At 59.4% G+C, this 17,507-nt stretch carries 16 protein-coding genes and 1 riboswitch; of the genes, 9 read left to right on the forward strand and 7 right to left on the reverse strand.

Annotation, left to right across the window (positions count from 1 at the left end):
* Positions 1-28: 28 nt before the first annotated feature.
* A complete protein-coding gene (locus tag D3Z90_RS15340) occupies positions 29-1,474 on the forward strand; it encodes a SulP family inorganic anion transporter (protein WP_136476876.1) in 1,446 nt (481 codons plus the stop codon).
* 9 nt (positions 1,475-1,483) lie between these two features.
* On the opposite strand, the gene D3Z90_RS15345 is transcribed toward D3Z90_RS15340, so the two are convergent.
* The gene (locus D3Z90_RS15345) at positions 1,484-2,335 is read right to left on the reverse strand and encodes a CAP domain-containing protein (protein WP_136476877.1); all 852 of its coding nucleotides are present in this window, start codon (positions 2,333-2,335) and stop codon (positions 1,484-1,486) included.
* 136 nt (positions 2,336-2,471) lie between these two features.
* Between D3Z90_RS15345 and D3Z90_RS15350 the strand changes: the two genes are divergently transcribed.
* Positions 2,472-3,086, forward strand: a complete 615-nt coding sequence (locus D3Z90_RS15350) for a cell wall hydrolase (RefSeq protein ID WP_136478965.1) — start codon at positions 2,472-2,474, stop codon at positions 3,084-3,086.
* Positions 3,087-3,155: 69 nt separating this feature from the next.
* Here D3Z90_RS15350 and D3Z90_RS15355 read toward each other — a convergent pair whose 3' ends face one another.
* Entirely contained in the window at positions 3,156-3,698 is a 543-nt protein-coding gene (locus D3Z90_RS15355) for an Rrf2 family transcriptional regulator (RefSeq protein WP_136476878.1), read from the reverse strand.
* A 246-nt stretch (positions 3,699-3,944) separates the two neighbouring features.
* Between D3Z90_RS15355 and D3Z90_RS15360 the strand changes: the two genes are divergently transcribed.
* A complete protein-coding gene (locus D3Z90_RS15360) occupies positions 3,945-5,147 on the forward strand; it encodes an NAD(P)/FAD-dependent oxidoreductase (protein WP_136476879.1) in 1,203 nt (400 codons plus the stop codon).
* 12 nt (positions 5,148-5,159) lie between these two features.
* Here D3Z90_RS15360 and thpR read toward each other — a convergent pair whose 3' ends face one another.
* Positions 5,160-5,699, reverse strand: coding sequence for an RNA 2',3'-cyclic phosphodiesterase (gene thpR / locus D3Z90_RS15365; RefSeq protein ID WP_136476880.1), 540 nt, complete (start codon positions 5,697-5,699; stop codon positions 5,160-5,162).
* Positions 5,700-5,883: 184 nt separating this feature from the next.
* Here thpR and lpxO point away from each other — a divergent pair, with 184 nt between their 5' ends.
* The 6 genes from lpxO to D3Z90_RS15395 all read left to right on the forward strand — a co-directional run bounded on the left by lpxO (position 5,884) and on the right by D3Z90_RS15395 (position 12,710).
* A complete protein-coding gene (lpxO, locus tag D3Z90_RS15370) occupies positions 5,884-6,783 on the forward strand; it encodes a lipid A hydroxylase LpxO (protein WP_136476881.1) in 900 nt (299 codons plus the stop codon).
* A gap of 105 nt (positions 6,784-6,888) precedes the next feature.
* Positions 6,889-7,233, forward strand: coding sequence for a carboxymuconolactone decarboxylase family protein (locus D3Z90_RS15375; RefSeq protein ID WP_136476882.1), 345 nt, complete (start codon positions 6,889-6,891; stop codon positions 7,231-7,233).
* Positions 7,234-7,316: 83 nt separating this feature from the next.
* Complete coding sequence (locus D3Z90_RS15380; RefSeq protein ID WP_136476883.1) at positions 7,317-7,874, forward strand: GNAT family N-acetyltransferase; 558 nt, start codon at positions 7,317-7,319, stop codon at positions 7,872-7,874.
* Positions 7,875-7,920: 46 nt separating this feature from the next.
* A riboswitch (cobalamin riboswitch) is annotated at positions 7,921-8,128 on the forward strand.
* Between the two features lie 106 nt (positions 8,129-8,234).
* Positions 8,235-10,376, forward strand: coding sequence for a TonB-dependent siderophore receptor (locus D3Z90_RS15385; RefSeq protein ID WP_136476884.1), 2,142 nt, complete (start codon positions 8,235-8,237; stop codon positions 10,374-10,376).
* A 154-nt stretch (positions 10,377-10,530) separates the two neighbouring features.
* Positions 10,531-12,204, forward strand: coding sequence for an MFS transporter (locus D3Z90_RS15390; RefSeq protein WP_136476885.1), 1,674 nt, complete (start codon positions 10,531-10,533; stop codon positions 12,202-12,204).
* 74 nt (positions 12,205-12,278) lie between these two features.
* Positions 12,279-12,710 carry an MAPEG family protein gene (locus tag D3Z90_RS15395; RefSeq protein ID WP_136476886.1) on the forward strand — a complete coding sequence of 144 codons (432 nt, stop codon included), beginning with the start codon at positions 12,279-12,281 and terminating at the stop codon, positions 12,708-12,710.
* A gap of 81 nt (positions 12,711-12,791) precedes the next feature.
* Here the strand turns inward: D3Z90_RS15395 and D3Z90_RS15400 are convergent, their stop codons facing one another.
* The 4 genes from D3Z90_RS15400 to hutG form a co-directional block, all read right to left on the reverse strand.
* The gene (locus tag D3Z90_RS15400; RefSeq protein ID WP_136476887.1) at positions 12,792-14,027 is read right to left on the reverse strand and encodes a saccharopine dehydrogenase family protein; all 1,236 of its coding nucleotides are present in this window, start codon (positions 14,025-14,027) and stop codon (positions 12,792-12,794) included.
* A 27-nt stretch (positions 14,028-14,054) separates the two neighbouring features.
* Positions 14,055-15,152: a carboxynorspermidine decarboxylase gene (locus D3Z90_RS15405; RefSeq protein ID WP_136478966.1), complete on the reverse strand. Its 1,098-nt coding sequence runs from the start codon at positions 15,150-15,152 to the stop codon at positions 14,055-14,057.
* A 153-nt stretch (positions 15,153-15,305) separates the two neighbouring features.
* A complete protein-coding gene (gene gltS / locus D3Z90_RS15410; RefSeq protein ID WP_136476888.1) occupies positions 15,306-16,514 on the reverse strand; it encodes a sodium/glutamate symporter in 1,209 nt (402 codons plus the stop codon).
* 44 nt (positions 16,515-16,558) lie between these two features.
* On the reverse strand, positions 16,559-17,497 hold the full coding sequence (gene hutG / locus D3Z90_RS15415; protein WP_136476889.1) for a formimidoylglutamase: 939 nt from the start codon (positions 17,495-17,497) through the stop codon (positions 16,559-16,561).
* Between the last annotated feature and the right edge of the window lie 10 nt (positions 17,498-17,507).

The following is a 17,507-nucleotide window of genomic DNA, read 5'->3' on the forward strand; positions in this document are numbered from 1 at the left end:
CCCCTTTTCGCCGGCAGCTTCCCCGACCATGAAAACAACCTCCCTACGCGCCGATGTCCTGGCTGGGCTCACCACGTCCTTTGCGCTGGTGCCCGAATGCATTGCCTTTGCTTTGGTGGCGCATCTGAACCCGCTGATGGGTCTCTATGGCGCGTTCATCATCTGTACGCTCACCGCCTTGCTCGGTGGTCGTCCGGGGATGATCTCCGGGGCGGCTGGGTCCATGGCGGTGGTCATCGTCGCCTTAGTGGTTCAGCACGGCGTCCAGTACCTGCTGGCAACCGTGCTGCTTGGCGGGTTGATCATGATTGTCTTCGGCGTGCTGCGCCTGGGCAAACTGGTGCGCATGGTGCCTTATTCGGTGATGCTCGGTTTCGTCAACGGCCTGGCGATCATCATCGCCCTCGCCCAGCTTGAGCACTTCAAACACGACGGTGTCTGGCTGTCGGGCTCGACCTTGTACCTGATGATCGGCCTGGTCGCGCTGACCATGGCCATTGTCTATGTGCTGCCGCGCCTGACCCGCAGTGTGCCGCCAGCTTTGGTCGCGATCCTTGGCGTCGGCGCCGGCGTCTACCTGCTCGATCTGCCCACCCATACCCTGGGCGATCTGGCCCATATCGCTGGCGGCCTGCCTGCACTGAGCTGGCCGGACATTCCCTGGACCGTGGAAACACTACAGATCATCGCGCCTTACGCGATCCTGATGGCGCTGGTGGGTTTGCTGGAAACGTTGCTGACCCTCAACCTGACCGATGAAATCACCGAAAGCCGCGGCTACCCCAACCGCGAGTGCGTGGCCCTGGGTGTGGCCAACATGACGTCCGGCATGTTCGGCGGCATGGGCGGTTGCGCCATGATCGGCCAGACCGCCATCAACCTGAGCTCTGGTGGACGCGGACGGCTGTCCGGCGTGGTGGCAGGTGTGATGATTCTACTGTTCGTGCTGTTTCTCTCACCGCTGATCGAACGAATCCCGCTGGCAGCCCTGGTTGGCGTGATGTTCGTGGTGTCGCAGCAGACATTCTCGTGGGCATCGCTACGCGTGCTGCACAAGGTGCCGGTGAACGACATGCTGGCAATTATTGCAGTGACCGTGGTTACCGTACTCACTGATCTGGCCACGGCGGTGCTGATTGGTATCGTGATCGCCGCTATAAACTTCGCCTGGCAGCAAGCTCGCGAACTGTATGCTGACAGCCACCTTGAAAGTGATGGCAGCAAGCTCTACCGGGTCCACGGCACGTTATTCTTCGCCTCGACGACGCCCTTCCTCAATCAGTTCGACCCCGTCAACGACCCAGCCCAGGTGACTCTCGATTGCCAGCACTTGAACTTTGTCGATTACTCGGCAATTGCGGCGCTCAAGACTTTGCGCGAGCGCTACAGCAATAACGGCAAACACCTGCGCGTGGTGCACCTGTCCGAGCGCTGCAAGCAACTGCTCAAGCGCACGGATTTGCATTACGGCTAAACGCAGCCCTCAGGGCGCACCGAACATTGCCGTCCAGTAGATCCCGGCATCGCTCTTGGGATCGACGGCATAGGCGGCGCCCAACTCGGTGAACTGCGGGTTCATCAGGTTGGCGCAATGGCCAGGGCTGGCCAACCAACCATCGACCACTTTGCGCGGGGTGTCCTGCCCGGCGGCGATGTTTTCGCCCGTCAACTGTCCTGCGTACCCGGCCAGCTCAGCTCTGTCGCCTGGTGTACGACCATCGCGATCGATGTGATCGAGAAAGTTCTGATTGGCCATTGCTCGTGTATGGGTTTCAGCGACGCCAGCCAGCACTGCGTTCCAGGCCAACGGTGCGCTGGCCGCGAACGTCTGGCTGCCACATTGGCGCTGCTGGCTGCGCGCACTGTTGATCATGCTCAACAACTTCTGGCCTTCGGCCTGCCAGTCCCCCAGCTTTCCGGCAAGCAACGGCCGCGCCAGAACAATGCGCCAATCGCGAGCTTGCTGACTGACACCAATATCGACGAACTGCGGATCAAGCACCACCTGACAGAAGCTTTCCCGCACAGCTTGCATGGCCGCTTGAGCATCACGAGGGCCATTGAGGGTAATAGCCTGAACATTGACCATCGGGTAGCTGGACTGAGCCAGGGCGCTGCGCAAATCCACGCTACCGGTGGCCGGCAACACCAGGCGAGGATCACTGGCCAGTGGCGGCAGCTCCAGCGATGCCTGCCCGCCGCAGCGTTGGGCCTGACTGCGATAACCATTGATTGCATCGATCAACTGGGACGGCTCACTGGCCTGGGCTGCCGTGGCTGCCAGCAGCGCCATAGGCAGGCAGGCAAGACGCAGAACGGATGACAGGACACGCATGTAAATCTCCCTTGAACAGACCGCACCCATGATGCGCGATGCGCTCGTCGTCGAACAGTTGGAATGTTTTGAGCGTCGCGCGGTCGACCCTGTAACGGGAAGCTTCATCTTTCTCTCGCTACTCAAGAGCCAGATCATGCGCCTTATAACGATTGTAACCTGCCTGGCGCTAAGCCTCTGCAGTCCGCTCCTTGCAGCGAGTGAAGCCAAAGCCGAGGTGGCGGAAGAAAAAGCCCAGGCGCTGGAGCAAAAAGCAGCCGTACAACCGAATGCACCGCCTGCCAGCAGAAGCAAAGCTATTACCCAACCCGAAGTCCAGGCAGTCGACCCGGCGGGTCAGGCAGCGCTGGATGACGCCATCACCTGCATGGCGCGCAGCATCTATTGGGAATCGAAGGGTGGCAAGGCGCCGGACATGGAAGCGGTGGCCAACGTGGTAATGAACCGCCTGGGTCATGAAGGCTTTCCGGACACCGTGTGCGGCGTCGTCAAACAAGGTTCCGAGACCGGCAACTGCCAGTTTTCCTGGTGGTGCGACGGGCGTTCTGATTCAGTCCAGGAAGAAGCCCGTTATGCCATTGCCAAGGAAATCGCACGCAAGGCACTCAACCGGCAACTGGATGACCGCACTCGGGGCGCGCTGTATTTTCATGACCGCCACGTATCGCCGGATTGGGCGCGCGGCTATGTGAAGACCACCGAGACCAGCGACTTTCTGTTCTATAAGCCGCGAAATGGCACGGCGCGCTAATCAGAATGCTGGTTCGGCCGGTGTTTGATAGGGGCTGTCATTACCCCGTCCGGGTGCAAGCCAACCGGTTCAGGAAACATCGACGACAGGTATCTCGCCGGTGGTCTTGCCCGCGCGACGGTCACTCATCCAATTGACCAACTGAGTTGAAAACTCAGGCGGCGCCTTGCGACCAACGCGCCGGGCGATATCCAGGATGGTCTGCTGCGCCAACGCCTCTTCCATGCGTTTTTGCGCCGTAAGCATTACCGCATGAATAGAGCAGGTGCCCTCCTGGGCCCAGCTTGGCGGCGAACCTTCAAACAGCGCACAGCGATCGCGCACATCACGGCACTCGAAGATCATTTTGCGCCCGTCTATGGCGGTAACGATATCCAGCACACTGATTTCGTCCGCCGGACGCGCCAGCTTGAACCCTCCGCGCACGCCTTCGGTGGCCGCCACAAGGCCGGCCTTGGCGAGCTTGGTAAAGACCTTGGCCAGGTACTCCTGAGGCACACCCTGCAGGTCGGCAAGGTCACGCACACTGGCTTCACGGCTATCACCCAGCTCATCGACCAGGAAGGTAAGGCAATGGATGCCGTACTCCACGCCAGCGCTATACAACGACATGACAATCTCCGACTAGCTTTGTCGCCAATGTTATCAGATTTTTCATTCATGACGAACGACTTGCAGCCCTTCAAATAGAGCTTCCCAGAGATAAATCAGCCTATCGATGGCAAACATCGCTTAAAAATAGTGCTTGCCCAAACTAACTACGACCAATACAGTCGTAGTTGTACGCCGCCATGGGTTGACCTGCAGCCCCCCATGAGCAACCGGTCAAAAACGATTTCCTCTCTGTGGAGCAGCCAAATGAAACAGCACATTCTGATTGTCGGCGCAGGTTTTGGTGGTGTCTGGAGCGCGCTGAGCGCGGCTCGCCTGCTGGACCAACATGGCCGCGACGACGTTGCCATCAGCGTTCTCGCACCACAGGCCCAATTGCGTATTCGCCCGCGCTTCTACGAACCTGATGTGCACCAGATGCAAGCACCCTTGGCCGAGCTCTTCAACGCAGTAGGCGTTGCCTTTATCCAGGGCGCGGCCGAACAGATCGACGTGAACGGCAAGCGCGTCAGTTACGTCGATGCCCAGGGCAACCGCAGCGATATCAGCTATGACCGCCTGGTGATGGCTGCCGGTAGCGGCGTGTGGCGTCCGGATATCGACGGTCTGAACACACACGCCTTCGATGTCGATCAGATCGAATCGGCGGCGCGCCTGGAGCAACACCTCAAGTCGCTGGCCAGCCAGCCGGAATCAACTGCACGTAACACCGTAGTGGTCGCTGGTGGTGGGTTCACAGGCATCGAAACTGCCACGGAAATGCCCGGTCGCCTGCGCGCTATTCTGGGTGCCGATGCCAATGTCCGGGTGATCATTGTCGACCGCGGCGCCAGGATCGGTGCGGCCTTGGGTGAAGGCATCAGCCCAACCATCATCGAGGCGTCCGAAGCGCTGGGCGTGCAATGGCGAGTCAATGCTTCGGTAGCCGGCGTGGATGCCGGCGGTGTCACCCTCGCGGACGGTGAGCGGATTGAAGCAAATACCGTGGTCTGGACCGTTGGCGTACGTGCCAGCTCACTGACGGCGCAAGTGCCGGGCGAACGCGATGGACAAGGTCGCCTGCACGTCGACCGCAACCTTAAGGTGAAGGGCCAGGAGCATGTCTATGCCACCGGCGATGTGGCCTACGCGGCTACCGACGATGAAGGCAACTTTGCCGTCATGTCTTGCCAGCATGCCATCGTGCTGGGCCGTCATAGCGGCAACAACGTGGCTGCAGACCTGCTCGGTGTCGAGCCCACGCCTTATCGCCAACCCAAGTACGTAACCTGTCTGGACCTGGGAGCCTGGGGCGCGGTTTACACCGAGGGCTGGGATCGTCAGGTCAAGTTGCTGCGCAAAGAAGCCAAAGACCTCAAGACCCAGATCAACACCACCTGGATCTATCCGCCCGCAGCTGACCGTACCAGTGCCCTGGCCGCCGCCGATCCGCTGATTCCGATCGCTTGATGGCAGAACCTGCTACAACGGCCATTGCGCCAATGGCCAGTAACGGCCCTTGCGCGACTCGAACAGGATAAAGTTCTGCGCGCGCAGGGTGAATTCAGCCGCTACCCGTGCTTCCGGTACTTGTCCCTGGTAATCCCGAGCCAGGGTCAGGTGCGGACGAAACTCCCTTGAGGCCTCGGTGAAGCCAAGCGGTAGCAATGCCTGCTGCAGGTTGTAGACCAAATGACGCAAGGTTGCAGGCGTTTGGCTGGGTGCTAGCACCAAGGTCTTGGCCGGACGCCAGACTTCCAGTCGATCAAGCGCGACGCTGATGGGCTGACTTGGCACCTTCACTGCAGCAGCAGCCGCCAGAACGGCGGGCAATTGTGCGGTGTCCACTGCCCCGAGGAACATCAGGGTCAAGTGGAAGTTCGACGACGGCACCGGCCGTCCGCTGCTCAAACCGAGGTCACTGCGCCACTGGGCAATGTCCCGACGTTGCGCTGGCGTGCAATCGAAGGCAAAGAATAATCGTTTGAATGGCTGGCCGCTTTCGCGAGTGTCTTGCTCCATACCCTCCCCCCTTTCCTGTTGTCTTTGCGCTCAGTCTAACGGTGGACGTTGGCAGCGCAAACCTTTGCGCCTGGGACTAATGTCTGGCGTCAAAGCAGTAACATTTTGTACAAACCGCGGTCGCGATTGTTTATGCTGGCGAGCTTATGCCATGGCGCATCGCCACATCGATAAGTACCCGCCCATGAAAATTTTCCTGGTTCTACTGTTTGTCTTCTCAATTGCTTTTGTCCATTTTCGCGGACGCGTCAGGCACAAGATCACCCGCCAACTGGGCGATCACTCAAGCTTCCTGGCCCCGGTAAACGTTTTCCTCTACCTGTTCTCCAAGCTTGAGGCCAAACCCTACCTGCCGGTCCAGTCATTTCCCGAGCTCAAGCCGTTGCAGGACAACTGGCAGGAGATTCGCGCTGAAGCGCAACAGCTTCTGCATGTAGGCGAAATCAAAAGCTCGCAGAACTACGACGACGTAGGCTTCAACTCTTTCTTCAAGAGCGGCTGGAAGCGTTTCTACCTGAAATGGTACGGCGAGAGCCACCCTTCGGCGATGAAACTGTGCCCACGCACCACCGAGCTGCTGCAAAGTATCGGCACGGTCAAGGCCGCCATGTTCGCTACCTTGCCGCCAGGCTCCAAACTGGTTCGCCACCGCGACCCTTATGCGGGCTCCTACCGCTACCACCTGGGCCTGGACACGCCAAACGATGATGCCTGCTACATCTGCGTGGACGGCGAAAACTACTCGTGGCGAGACGGCGAAGGTGTGGTCTTCGACGAGACCTACATTCACTACGCCTCCAACCAGACCGAGCACAACCGCATCATTCTGTTCTGCGATGTCGAGCGTCCATTGAAGTATCGCTGGGCCACCGCTTTCAACCGCTGGTTCAGCCGTAGTGTGATGGCGGCCGCCGCCGCGCCGAACGATGCCGGTGACAAGACCGGCGGCATCAACCGTCTGTTCACGCGCATCTACAAGATCCGTGAGCGAGGCAAGGCCCTGAAGAAACGTAACCGCACCCGTTACTACCTGGAAAAATGGGCAGTGGTCGCGGTATTGCTGCTGGTGTTTATTTATATCTGACCCGTTTACCCGGCCAACGAGCCGTGCTGCCTTCGACCAACGGCGCCCCACCCACGGAAAAACTAGCTTCACTGTTGATGTTGCCAACAGCACAAGGTGAAGACGATGAGCATGATGGACTGGGACGCCTACCGTAAGCAGTTGATGGCAGGTATCGGCGACCTCAAGCAACTGTCCCCCGACACAGTCAACGGTTACATGACCGCCAGCGGCGCCGGGGCTAAGACCAACCACCTCGACGCCAAGACCCGCGAACTGATTTCGCTGGCCGTGGCGGTAACCACGCGATGCGACGGGTGCATTGCCGTGCACTCGGCCCAGGCGCTCAAGCAAGGGGCCAGCCGTGAGGAAATTGCCGAAGCCCTCGGCGTTGCTGTCGCAATGAATGCCGGGGCTGCCCTGGTGTATTCGGCACGCGCCATGGATGCATTGGGCAAGGTCGACAGCTAGCGACAACGGTGCCGGCAGGCACAAACAGTTGCATGCCGGCACCAACGCTTTCAGACTCGCGGCTCACGTTGCTAGGAACCGCCATGATTCACATCCGCCCCATGACCGCTGCCGACTTCGACCGCTTCTGGCCAACCTTCCAGGCCATTGTCGCAGCGCGCGAAACCTATGCCTTCGATCCGGCCCTGAGCCAGGATCAAGCCCGCCAACTGTGGCTTGAATCCCCCCTGCAGACCCTGGTGGCGGAAGAGGATGGCCAGTTGCTTGGCTCCTATTACCTCAAAGCCAATGCCGCAGGACCCGGTAGTCATGTCAGTAACTGTGGATACATGGTCACCGAAACTGCGCGTGGACGTGGCGTTGCTCGGGCCCTGTGCGAGCACTCGCAACACCTGGCGCGCGAGCAGGGTTTCTTGGCCATGCAGTTCAATTCGGTGGTGTCGAGCAACGCAGCAGCCGTGGCACTGTGGCAGAAACTTGGCTTTGCCATTGTCGGGCGCTTGCCTCGCGCCTATCGGCACGCTCAGCTAGGGCTGGTCGATTGCCTGGTGATGTACAAATGGCTGGAGCAGCCCCAGCAACCCATGCTGATCGGGCGCAAGAACATTGAAGCGGTGGTATCGCGCAAGCGCGGGCGATAAGCCAGGGGTTTGTCCAACTCATTGACTGCAAAGACTTTCAATGTTCAGATGCGCGCCAGTTTCAGGTGTCCTGCGCCGTCGTGCGCAGGGTGAAACGGGAAGCCGGTGCATCACTTCAGGTGACTAGTCCGGCGCTGCCCCCGCAACGGTAAGCGAGCGAAGCCTTCGAAACACCACTGTGCTCAGGCATGGGAAGGTGAAGGCCTTCACGACCCTCGCAAGCCCGGAGACCGGCCTGAAGCTTCGTTTGGCAACCCCGCGGTGGGCGGGCGCAGGCCGGTTTGCGCTCGCCTGCGCGCGCAATTCCTTCATGCGTTATTCCCTCCGGGATCCATTTCTTCCAGTAGACAGTGGAACGATATGTCCCGTAATTCCAAGCTTCACACTCTGGCGGCCAATACCCTGGCCCCCTGCCTGGCATTCTGCGTGCCGACCTTTGCCGCTGAATCTGGCAGCACCGCCCTTGCGCTTCCTTCCACGGCCATCACCAGCAGCAGCGACAACGAGGTGATCAGCCTGGCTACCCCGTTGCCGGCCGGTTCGCGGCTGAATCTCAGCGCCATGGATACCCCGGCCAGCACCAGCAGCATCAGTGCCGACGCCATCGACAAGCGCAACAACCTCACCGTCCAGGACGCCGTCACACGTTCGCCGGGCATCACTTCGGTGGCGACGCCTGGCAATGGCGGCACCGCCCTCTCGGCCCGTGGCTTCGAAGGTCATGGCTCGGTGATGACGTTGTTCGATGGCTCGCGGATGTATACCGGTGCCGGCACCCAGACATTCCCGGTTGATCCGTGGATGGTCGAACGCATCGACGTGATCCGCGGTCCGGCCTCGGTGCTCTATGGTGAAGGCGCCACCGGTGCGGTCATCAACGTGATTGCCAAAAAGCCTTTTGCCGGTGACATCCGCAACCATCTGCGGCTGGGCTACGGCGCCTACGACCGTCAGCAACTGGGCCTGGACAGCGGCGGTTCGCTGAGCGAGCGCCTGAGCTACCGAGTGACCTTGAACAATCAGCAGAGCAACGGCTGGGTCGATCGTGGCGACTCGAAAAACCTGGCGATGAGCGCCGCCCTGCGTTTCGACGCCAGTGACGACTTGAGTTTTACCCTGGCCCACGAGCGCGGCGATGCCGAGCCGATGAACTACTTCGGTACGCCGCTGATTGACGGCCACTACCGCGACAGCCTGGGCAAAAAGAACTACAACGTGCAAAACGATGTGCAGCGCTACCACGACGAGTGGACGCGCCTGAACACTGACTGGACTATCAGCGATTCGATCAGCGCCAGCAACCAGCTCTATTACATCAAGAGTCGCCGACACTGGCGCAACGCCGAAGACTACACCTGGAACAGCGGCGCAGGACAACTGGAGCGCGGCAGCTACCTGGAGATCAAGCACGACCAGGAGCAAATCGGTGATCGCCAGAGCTTCTCCTTTGATCACTCGCTGTTCGGACTGGCCAGCAAGACCGTGGTCGGTGCCGAGTACAACCGCATTCGCTTCGGCATCGACAGCAACTCACCTTACAACGACATTGGCGGCGACTTGGTCGACCCATGGAACCCGGCCCCAGGCTACTTCCACAGCAAGGACCCCACCCGCCCTCAAAGTCAGAGCACTACCCGCACCTTTGCCCTGTTCGCCGAAAACCGTACCCAGCTGACTGATCGCTGGTCGCTGGTAACCGGTATCCGCCGTGACCAGAACCACATCGACCGCGACAACCTGGTTGATGGCAGCCGCACCGACCGTAGCCTTGGCGGTGGAAACTGGCGTGCAGGGTTGGTCTTTGCGGTCACCGATGATCTGTCGTTGTACGGCCAGTACTCCACCAGTGAAGACGGCGTCAGTGACCTGGTTACGCTCAGCCCAAGCCAGCAGAACTTCGACCTCACCGAAGCCAAACAGACCGAGTTTGGTCTCAAGCAATTGTTCTGGGACGGTCGCGGCGAATGGACCCTAGCGGCGTATCACATCGTCAAAAAGAAGCTGTTGGTCAGCAACCCCATCACCCACCTCAAGGAACAAGCCGGACAGCAAACCTCCGATGGCCTGGAAGCGACCCTGGAACTGGCCCTGGCCAACCAATGGCAGGTTTCTGCCAACGCCTCGGTCGTGCGGGCCAAGTACGACGACTTCGATCAGGTGGTCAACGGTCAAACGGTTTCGCGCGCGGGAAATCGACCAAGCAATGTGCCACGGCGCACCGCCAATCTATGGGTCAGCAAAGGCCTGGAGCACGGCGTCGACCTCGGCATGGGCCTGCGTTATGTCGACCAACGCTACGCCAACACCGCCAATACCCAGACCGTTCCTGGCTTCACCGTGGTTGATGCCAACCTTGGCTGGCAGGTGCTTGCCGATGTGCGCCTGGGACTGCAGTTGAACAACCTGCTGGACCGTCGCTATGCCGCCACGGCGCACAGTGGCGAACAATGGATCATGGGCGAGCCTCGGTCGTACTTCGCCACCGTGGACTACAGCTTCTAAGCGCCACGGCGCATCGCGGCCACGCTGGATATCCGAAAAAAGATGATTATGCTTGAAGAAACCTTGCAGCGATGCAAGACCGCAAACCCCCAGGCCAGGGTGCGGTAAATGTCAGTGGGTGCTCCGGCCTATAAAAACAAGGCGGAGAACACTCATGGCATCAGTCGAAGGCTCCACAGGCAGCACACCTCACCGTGCAATCTCCAAGGAGGAGCGAAAAGTCATTTTCGCTTCGTCCTTGGGCACAGTGTTCGAATGGTACGACTTTTACCTCTACGGCTCCCTCGCAGCAATTATCGCCAAGCACTTCTTTGCCGGGGTCAACGAGACCACCTCATTCATCTTCGCCCTTCTCGCTTTTGCCGCAGGTTTTGCCGTGCGCCCCTTTGGCGCCATCGTGTTCGGGCGGCTGGGCGACATGATCGGGCGCAAGTACACGTTCCTGATCACCATCGTGATCATGGGCGTGTCGACCGCAATCGTGGGCTTGCTACCCAGCTATGCCACCATCGGTGTAGCAGCACCGATCATTCTGATTACCCTGCGCCTCCTGCAAGGCTTGGCCCTGGGCGGCGAATACGGTGGCGCGGCAACCTATGTAGCCGAGCATGCCCCACAAGGTAAACGTGGCTACTTCACCTCCTGGATTCAAACCACTGCGACCCTGGGGCTGTTTCTGTCGCTGTTGGTTATCCTCGCCTGCCGTACCGTTCTTGGCACTGAAGCCTTCGAGGCCTGGGGCTGGCGAATTCCGTTCTTGCTGTCGATTCTGCTGCTGATCGTTTCGGTGTACATCCGCCTGCAACTGAGCGAGTCACCCGTATTTCTGAAGATGAAAGCCGAGGGCAAAGCCTCCAAGGCGCCGCTGACCGAGTCTTTTGCGCGCTGGGACAATCTCAAGGTGGTGATCATGGCGCTGCTTGGCGGCACCGCCGGCCAGGCCGTGGTCTGGTACACCGGGCAGTTCTACGCACTGTTTTTTCTGTTGCAGACGCTGAAGATCGACCCACAAACCGCCAACCTGCTGATTGCAGGCTCACTGCTGATCGGTACACCGTTCTTCATTCTGTTCGGCAGCCTGTCTGACCGCATCGGACGCAAGGGCATCATCATGGCGGGCTGCATCATTGCCGCGCTAACGTACTTTCCGATCTTCAAGGCATTGACCGAATACGGTAATCCAGACGTGTTCCTCGCCCAGGAGCGAAACCCGGTAACGGTGATTGCCGACCCCAACCAGTGTTCGTTCCAGTTCGATCCGGTGGGCAAGGCAAAATTCACCAGCTCCTGCGACCTGGCCAAGAGTGTGTTAGCCAAGCGCGCCATTCCCTACGACAACGTCAAGGCTGAACCCGGCACTGTCGCGCAAATTCGCATCGGCGAGAACGTGCTGCAGAGCTTTGAAGGAACCGGCATGCCGGCCGCCGACTTCAAGGTCCAGAACGACGCGTTCGTCGCCAGCCTCGGGACTGCACTCAAGGACGCGGGCTACCCGGAAAAAGCCGACCCCGCCAAAACCAACTACCCGATGGTGTTGTTGCTGCTGACCATCCTGGTGATCTACGTGACCATGGTTTACGGACCGATTGCCGCCTGGCTGGTGGAGCTGTTCCCGACGCGCATCCGCTACACCTCGATGTCACTGCCTTATCACATTGGCAACGGCTGGTTCGGCGGCTTCCTGCCCACGGTAGCGTTCGCCATGGTCGCGGCCACGGGTGATATCTATTACGGGCTGTGGTACCCGATCGTGATCGCGGTGATGACCGCCATCCTGGGTATTTTCTTTCTACCGGAAACCAAGGACCGGGATATTCATCACGACTGAAGCTCAGGCGCAGGCTATACGCACGATTGCGGATTGGGCGATGATCACGCTCCCCCGCTTTCAATGGAATGAGCATGCACGATATTTTGGCCGTCTTTGCGTTGTGTGTAGTCGTACTCTTTATGAAAATGCTGGCGATTTCCTGCTACCAGGGCTTCTACCGCATTAGCCGCATGACCTTCAAGAACGGTGAGGATGCAGGCTTGGTTGGGCGCCAGCCAAGCCCGGAGGAGTTGCCGCAGGTCAGGCGAGCGGCGCAGGCCTGGGCCAACGACCTGGAGAATATCCCACTGTTTTTCGTCCTGGGAGGGCTGTGCCTGGTGTTCAATCCACCGGCTTTGCTCACCAGCGGATTAATGGTCCTGTTCACCGGTGCCCGGGTGATGCATACCGTGACCTATCTGGCACGCTGGCAGCCTTGGCGAACCGTTGCCTACGCCATTGCAATGGTTTGTCTGTTGGGGCTCGCCGCGCTGGTGACAATGGGTGCAATCCGCCACCTGTAGCCACAGGTCGAGCACAACGAAAAACGGGATTGGCACCCTCAATGGGCCAATCCCGTTCAGTTACAGCGGCGAACTGATCACTCAGTTCCAGGGGCGGTCGCCATTCTCGTCTTTGATGCGAGTTGGCAGGCCCATCTCGTCCAGCGCCTTGAGGAACGGCTCAGCCGGCAGTTCCTCGACGTTGGCCATGCGCTGCACGTCCCACTCTCCACGGGCGACCAGCAAGGCTGCAGCCACGGGTGGCACACCTGCGGTATAGGAAATACCCTGGCTGTCGGTCTCGACGTAGGCTTCTTCGTGGTCTGCCACGTTGTAGATGAAGATCTCACGTGGCTGGCCGTCCTTGGTGCCCTTGACCAGGTCACCAATGCAGGTTTTGCCGGTGTAACCCGGTGCCAGCGAAGACGGATCAGGCAGCACGGCCTTGACCACTTTCAGTGGTACCACTTCCAGGCCTTCTGCAGTCTTGACCGGTTGCTCGGAGAGCAGGCCCAGGTTCTTGAGCACGGTGAACACATTGATGTAGTGCTCGCCAAAGCTCATCCAGAAACGCACGTTGGGCACGTCGAGGTTTTTCGACAGCGAGTGCACTTCATCGTGGCCAGTCAGGTACAGGTTCTGCGAACCCACTACCGGCAGATCATCGGTACGCTTGACTTCGAACATGGTGTTGCTGGTCCACTGGCTGTTCTGCCAGCTCCACACCTGTCCTGTGAACTCACGGAAGTTGATTTCCGGGTCGAAGTTGGTGGCGAAGTACTTGCCATGGGAACCGGCATTGACGTCGAGAATATCGATAGAATCAATACGGTCGAAATACTGTTGCTGCGCCAGTGCTGCATAGGCGTTGACCACACCTGGGTCGAAACCTACGCCAAGAATGGCGGTGATGTTCTTCTGCTGGCATTCCTCGAGGTGTTTCCACTCGTAGTTGCCGTACCAGGGCGGGGTTTCGCAGATTTTGCCCGGTTCTTCGTGGATGGCGGTGTCCAGGTAGGCCACGCCGGTATCGATGCAGGCACGCAGCACCGACATGTTGAGGAACGCAGAGCCGACGTTGATGACGATCTGCGATTCGGTTTCGCGGATCAGCGCCTTGGTCGCTTCGACATCCAGGGCGTTCAGCGCGAAAGCCTTGATTTCAGCAGGCTGTTTCAGGCTGCCCTTGGCGTTGACGCTGTCGATGATGGCCTGGCATTTGGAGATGTTGCGCGACGCGATAGCAATACGACCGAGTTCGTCGTTGTGCTGTGCGCACTTGTGGGCCACCACCTTGGCGACACCTCCTGCACCAATGATAAGGACGTTCTTCTTCAATTTCTCTTTCTCTCCTTTACTGCCAGCTTACGACAGGCTGGACAAGTAGTCTTCGAACCCGAATTCGCGAACAACCTCAACAGTACCGTCGAGTTGTTTCACTACGATGGACGGCATTTTCAAGCCGTTGAACCAGTTTTTCTTGACCATGGTGTAACCCGCTGCGTCAACAAACGACAGCCGATCGCCGATGGCCAGCGGACGATCAAATTGGTATTCGCCAAAGATATCCCCGGCCAGGCAGGACTTGCCGCACACCATGTAGGTATGTTCGCCTTCGCTGGGCGCCAGCTTGGCGTTGAGGCGATAGATCAGCAGGTCGAGCATGTGCGCCTCGATGGAGCTGTCGACGACGGCCAGGTGCTTGCCGTTGTAGAGGGTATCGAGCACGGTGACTTCCAGCGAGGCGCTCTGGGTGATGGCTGCCTCACCCGGCTCCAGGTAAACCTGCACGCCGTACTTTTCGGAGAAGGACTTCAGGCGCGCACAGAAGGCGTCCAGCGCGTAGTCTTCGCCCGTGAAGTGGATACCGCCACCCAGGCTGACCCACTCGACCTTGTGCAGCAGATGACCGAAGCGCTCTTCGATGGTGCACAGCATCTGGTCGAACAGGCCGAAATCGCCGTTCTCGCAGTTGTTGTGGAACATGAAGCCGGAGATCTGTTCGATGACTGCTTCGACTTTTACCGGATCCCACTCACCCAGGCGGCTGAATGGGCGCGCAGGGTCAGCCAGCAAGTAGTCGGAGCTGCTTACCTGCGGGTTGACGCGCAGGCCGCGCACGGTGCCTTCGGTTTGCTCGGCGAAGCGTTGCAACTGACCGATGGAGTTGAAAATGATCTTGTCGCAGTTCTCGACCATCTCGCCGATTTCGTCGTCGGCCCAGGCTACGCTGTAGGCGTGCGTCTCACCGGCGAACTTCTGGCGACCCAGCTTGAGTTCGTAGAGCGAAGACGAGGTGGTACCGTCCATGTACTGCTGCATCAGGTCGAATACCGACCAGGTGGCGAAGCACTTGAGGGCCAGCAGCGCCTTGGCACCGGAGTTTTCACGCACGTAGGCGATCTTCTCCATGTTGCGCAGCAGCTTGGTTTTGTCGATGAGGTAATACGGCGTTTTGATCATTTCGAGGCCCCCGGCAAGGCCGGCCAAAAAAAGGACACGCATTGTGCCCTCCCTTGACGGAACTCGAAAGGGAGAAAAGCGTTTTTCGCCACGTCAGTGGTCGAGCGGATGGGTTTGAGCACCACCGCCCGCCCCCTGACGGGTCATTGGATGTCAACTGAACGCGTTGATGAACCAGGTAATCAACGGCAAGGCAACGATATCGATCAACACCGCGCCACACAGGGGCACGATGATAAACGCCTTGTAGGAGAACACCTTGTAGTGATCACAAATGGCACCCATGTTGGCCACCGCATTGGGCGTGGCGCCCAGGCCATGCCCCATGTAGCCCGCGCACAGCACGGCAGCATCGTAGTTGCCGCCGAACAGGCGAAACAACACGAAGATGCACAGCAGCACCATGATCACCACCTGCACTACCAGAATCACCAGCAGCGGCAGGCCCAACTGCTCCAACTCCCAGAACTTCAGGCTCATCATCGCCATGGTCAAGAACATGCCCAGGCTGATATCGCCTACGGTGCTGACCGCGTTGTCCGGCAACTCGATAATCCGTGCGCGATCATTGAGATTACGCAGGATGATGGCGACAAACATCGCGCCGACGTACACCGGCAAAACAATGCCCAGGTGCGCTTTCAAGGCATCGCCGATCCAGAAGCCCAGTACCATGATGACCAGCATGCAGGTCAGCAAGCGCAGCAGTACCGCCGCATCCAGGGTTACGCTCGGGGTTTCGTTGGCTTTTTCCAGCGCCTGCAGCGTATCGACCCGGTCGGCTTTGACCGCCAGCTTCTTGCGATCGATCAGATAACGCGCCACCGGGCTGCCAAGCAAACCGCCAGCAACCATGCCAAAGGTCGCCGAAGCCAGTGCTGCCGTTGTGGCACCCGTGGTGCCAAGGCTCTCGGCAATCGGGCCAAAGGCTGCCGCCGCACCGAAACCGCCTTCCAGTGACACTGCTCCGGCCATGATCCCCAGCAGCGGATCGATACCCAGCGCCTTGGCCATGCCGACACCCACCAGGTTCTGCAGCAGCGCCAGGCCCCAGCAGGCACCCAGATAAATGAACAGGATCTTGCCGCCCTGGCGTAGCAGGCCAAGGCTGCCACCCAGGCCGACGGTGGTGAAGAACGCCACCATCAACGGGGTTTGCATGGCCGTATCCAGCTTGATGTCCAACCACTGCTGGTTACGCAGCAGCCATACCACCAGAGCAAAACCAAAACCACCGATTACCGGCGCGGGTACGCAGAGCTGGCGCAGCCAGTAACTGTGTTTTTTAAGTTGTGCCCCCAGTGCCAGCAGCACAAGTGCCAGGGCAACGGTGGTCAATGCATCGAGTTGCAGGGTCAGCATGAAGTAATACTCTTGTTTTTATACTGGGTTGAATGGGGAACGGCTTAGTCGACCAGGCTTGCCAACAACCTCGCGCCAATGCGCGCGGTGCGCTGGTCCTGGTCAAGACCGGGGTTAAGTTCAGCGATGTCGGCCATGCGCAGCTTGCCGCTGGCCTTGGCATGCCTGACCAGGTGCTCGACCACCATCAGGTCGACACCATGGGCCGACGGTGCACTGACGCCGGGTGCCTGACTGGCGGGCAGCACATCCAGGCAAATGGTCATATAGAGGTGGTCGATACCGCCGAGGAACGCGTCGACAAACGCCTCGATCGCCGCGACATTCCAAGGTTGCATCTGCCGGTCGAGGCGATAGCGCACGTTCAGGCGATCGGCCTGATCAAACAGGGCTTGCGTGTTGTTCAGCTCACTCACGCCCAGGCAGCAGTAGTCAAACACCATGCCCGCCTGCTCGCAGTACTCGGCGATCTGCCGGAACGGCGTGCCGGAGCTGCTTTTTTCGGCATGACGCAAATCGAAGTGGGCGTCAAAATTGAGAACACCCACCCGTGGACTGGCTTCGTGCTTACGCAGGTGCTCGGCCAAGCCGAGAAAGCTGGCATAAGCGATTTCATGCCCACCACCTAACCCCAACGGCAAATGACCGTGGTCGAGAAGTTCATTGACGCGCTGGGCATAGGCCTGCTGCGCGCCTTCCAGATCGCTACCGGTGCAGGCAATGTCGCCGCTGTCATACACCACTCGCTGGCCGCGCCAAGCCAGGTTGGCCAACGCCTTGCGCAATGCCGGTGGCCCTTGGCGGGCACCGCTGCGACCCTGGTTGCGGGTGACACCTTCATCGCAGGCCAGACCTATCAATGCGGTGCCAGGGGCTTGGGCGCTGCTGTAAGGCCGCACCCACTGGTGCCAGCGCAATGCAGACGAACCTTCGCCTGCGTCAATACGGCCTTGCCAGTCAGGCATGGGCAGATGTGCGGTCATGCTTAAAAAC

The organism is Pseudomonas sp. DG56-2 (assembly GCF_004803755.1).
Taxonomy (GTDB): Bacteria; Pseudomonadota; Gammaproteobacteria; order Pseudomonadales; family Pseudomonadaceae; genus Aquipseudomonas; species Aquipseudomonas auratipiscis.

What these genes read in the sequence shown, in the direction of transcription:
- D3Z90_RS15340 (WP_136476876.1), top strand. Translation starts at nt 29, where the DNA reads ATGAAAACAACCTCCCTACGCGCCGATGTCCTGGCTGGGCTCACCACG.
- D3Z90_RS15345 (WP_136476877.1), bottom strand. Translation starts at nt 2,335, where the DNA reads ATGCGTGTCCTGTCATCCGTTCTGCGTCTTGCCTGCCTGCCTATGGCG.
- D3Z90_RS15350 (WP_136478965.1), top strand. Translation starts at nt 2,472, where the DNA reads ATGCGCCTTATAACGATTGTAACCTGCCTGGCGCTAAGCCTCTGCAGT.
- D3Z90_RS15355 (WP_136476878.1), bottom strand. Translation starts at nt 3,698, where the DNA reads ATGTCGTTGTATAGCGCTGGCGTGGAGTACGGCATCCATTGCCTTACC.
- D3Z90_RS15360 (WP_136476879.1), top strand. Translation starts at nt 3,945, where the DNA reads ATGAAACAGCACATTCTGATTGTCGGCGCAGGTTTTGGTGGTGTCTGG.
- thpR (WP_136476880.1), bottom strand. Translation starts at nt 5,699, where the DNA reads ATGGAGCAAGACACTCGCGAAAGCGGCCAGCCATTCAAACGATTATTC.
- lpxO (WP_136476881.1), top strand. Translation starts at nt 5,884, where the DNA reads ATGAAAATTTTCCTGGTTCTACTGTTTGTCTTCTCAATTGCTTTTGTC.
- D3Z90_RS15375 (WP_136476882.1), top strand. Translation starts at nt 6,889, where the DNA reads ATGAGCATGATGGACTGGGACGCCTACCGTAAGCAGTTGATGGCAGGT.
- D3Z90_RS15380 (WP_136476883.1), top strand. Translation starts at nt 7,317, where the DNA reads ATGATTCACATCCGCCCCATGACCGCTGCCGACTTCGACCGCTTCTGG.
- D3Z90_RS15385 (WP_136476884.1), top strand. Translation starts at nt 8,235, where the DNA reads ATGTCCCGTAATTCCAAGCTTCACACTCTGGCGGCCAATACCCTGGCC.
- D3Z90_RS15390 (WP_136476885.1), top strand. Translation starts at nt 10,531, where the DNA reads ATGGCATCAGTCGAAGGCTCCACAGGCAGCACACCTCACCGTGCAATC.
- D3Z90_RS15395 (WP_136476886.1), top strand. Translation starts at nt 12,279, where the DNA reads ATGCACGATATTTTGGCCGTCTTTGCGTTGTGTGTAGTCGTACTCTTT.
- D3Z90_RS15405 (WP_136478966.1), bottom strand. Translation starts at nt 15,152, where the DNA reads ATGATCAAAACGCCGTATTACCTCATCGACAAAACCAAGCTGCTGCGC.
- gltS (WP_136476888.1), bottom strand. Translation starts at nt 16,514, where the DNA reads ATGCTGACCCTGCAACTCGATGCATTGACCACCGTTGCCCTGGCACTT.
- hutG (WP_136476889.1), bottom strand. Translation starts at nt 17,497, where the DNA reads ATGACCGCACATCTGCCCATGCCTGACTGGCAAGGCCGTATTGACGCA.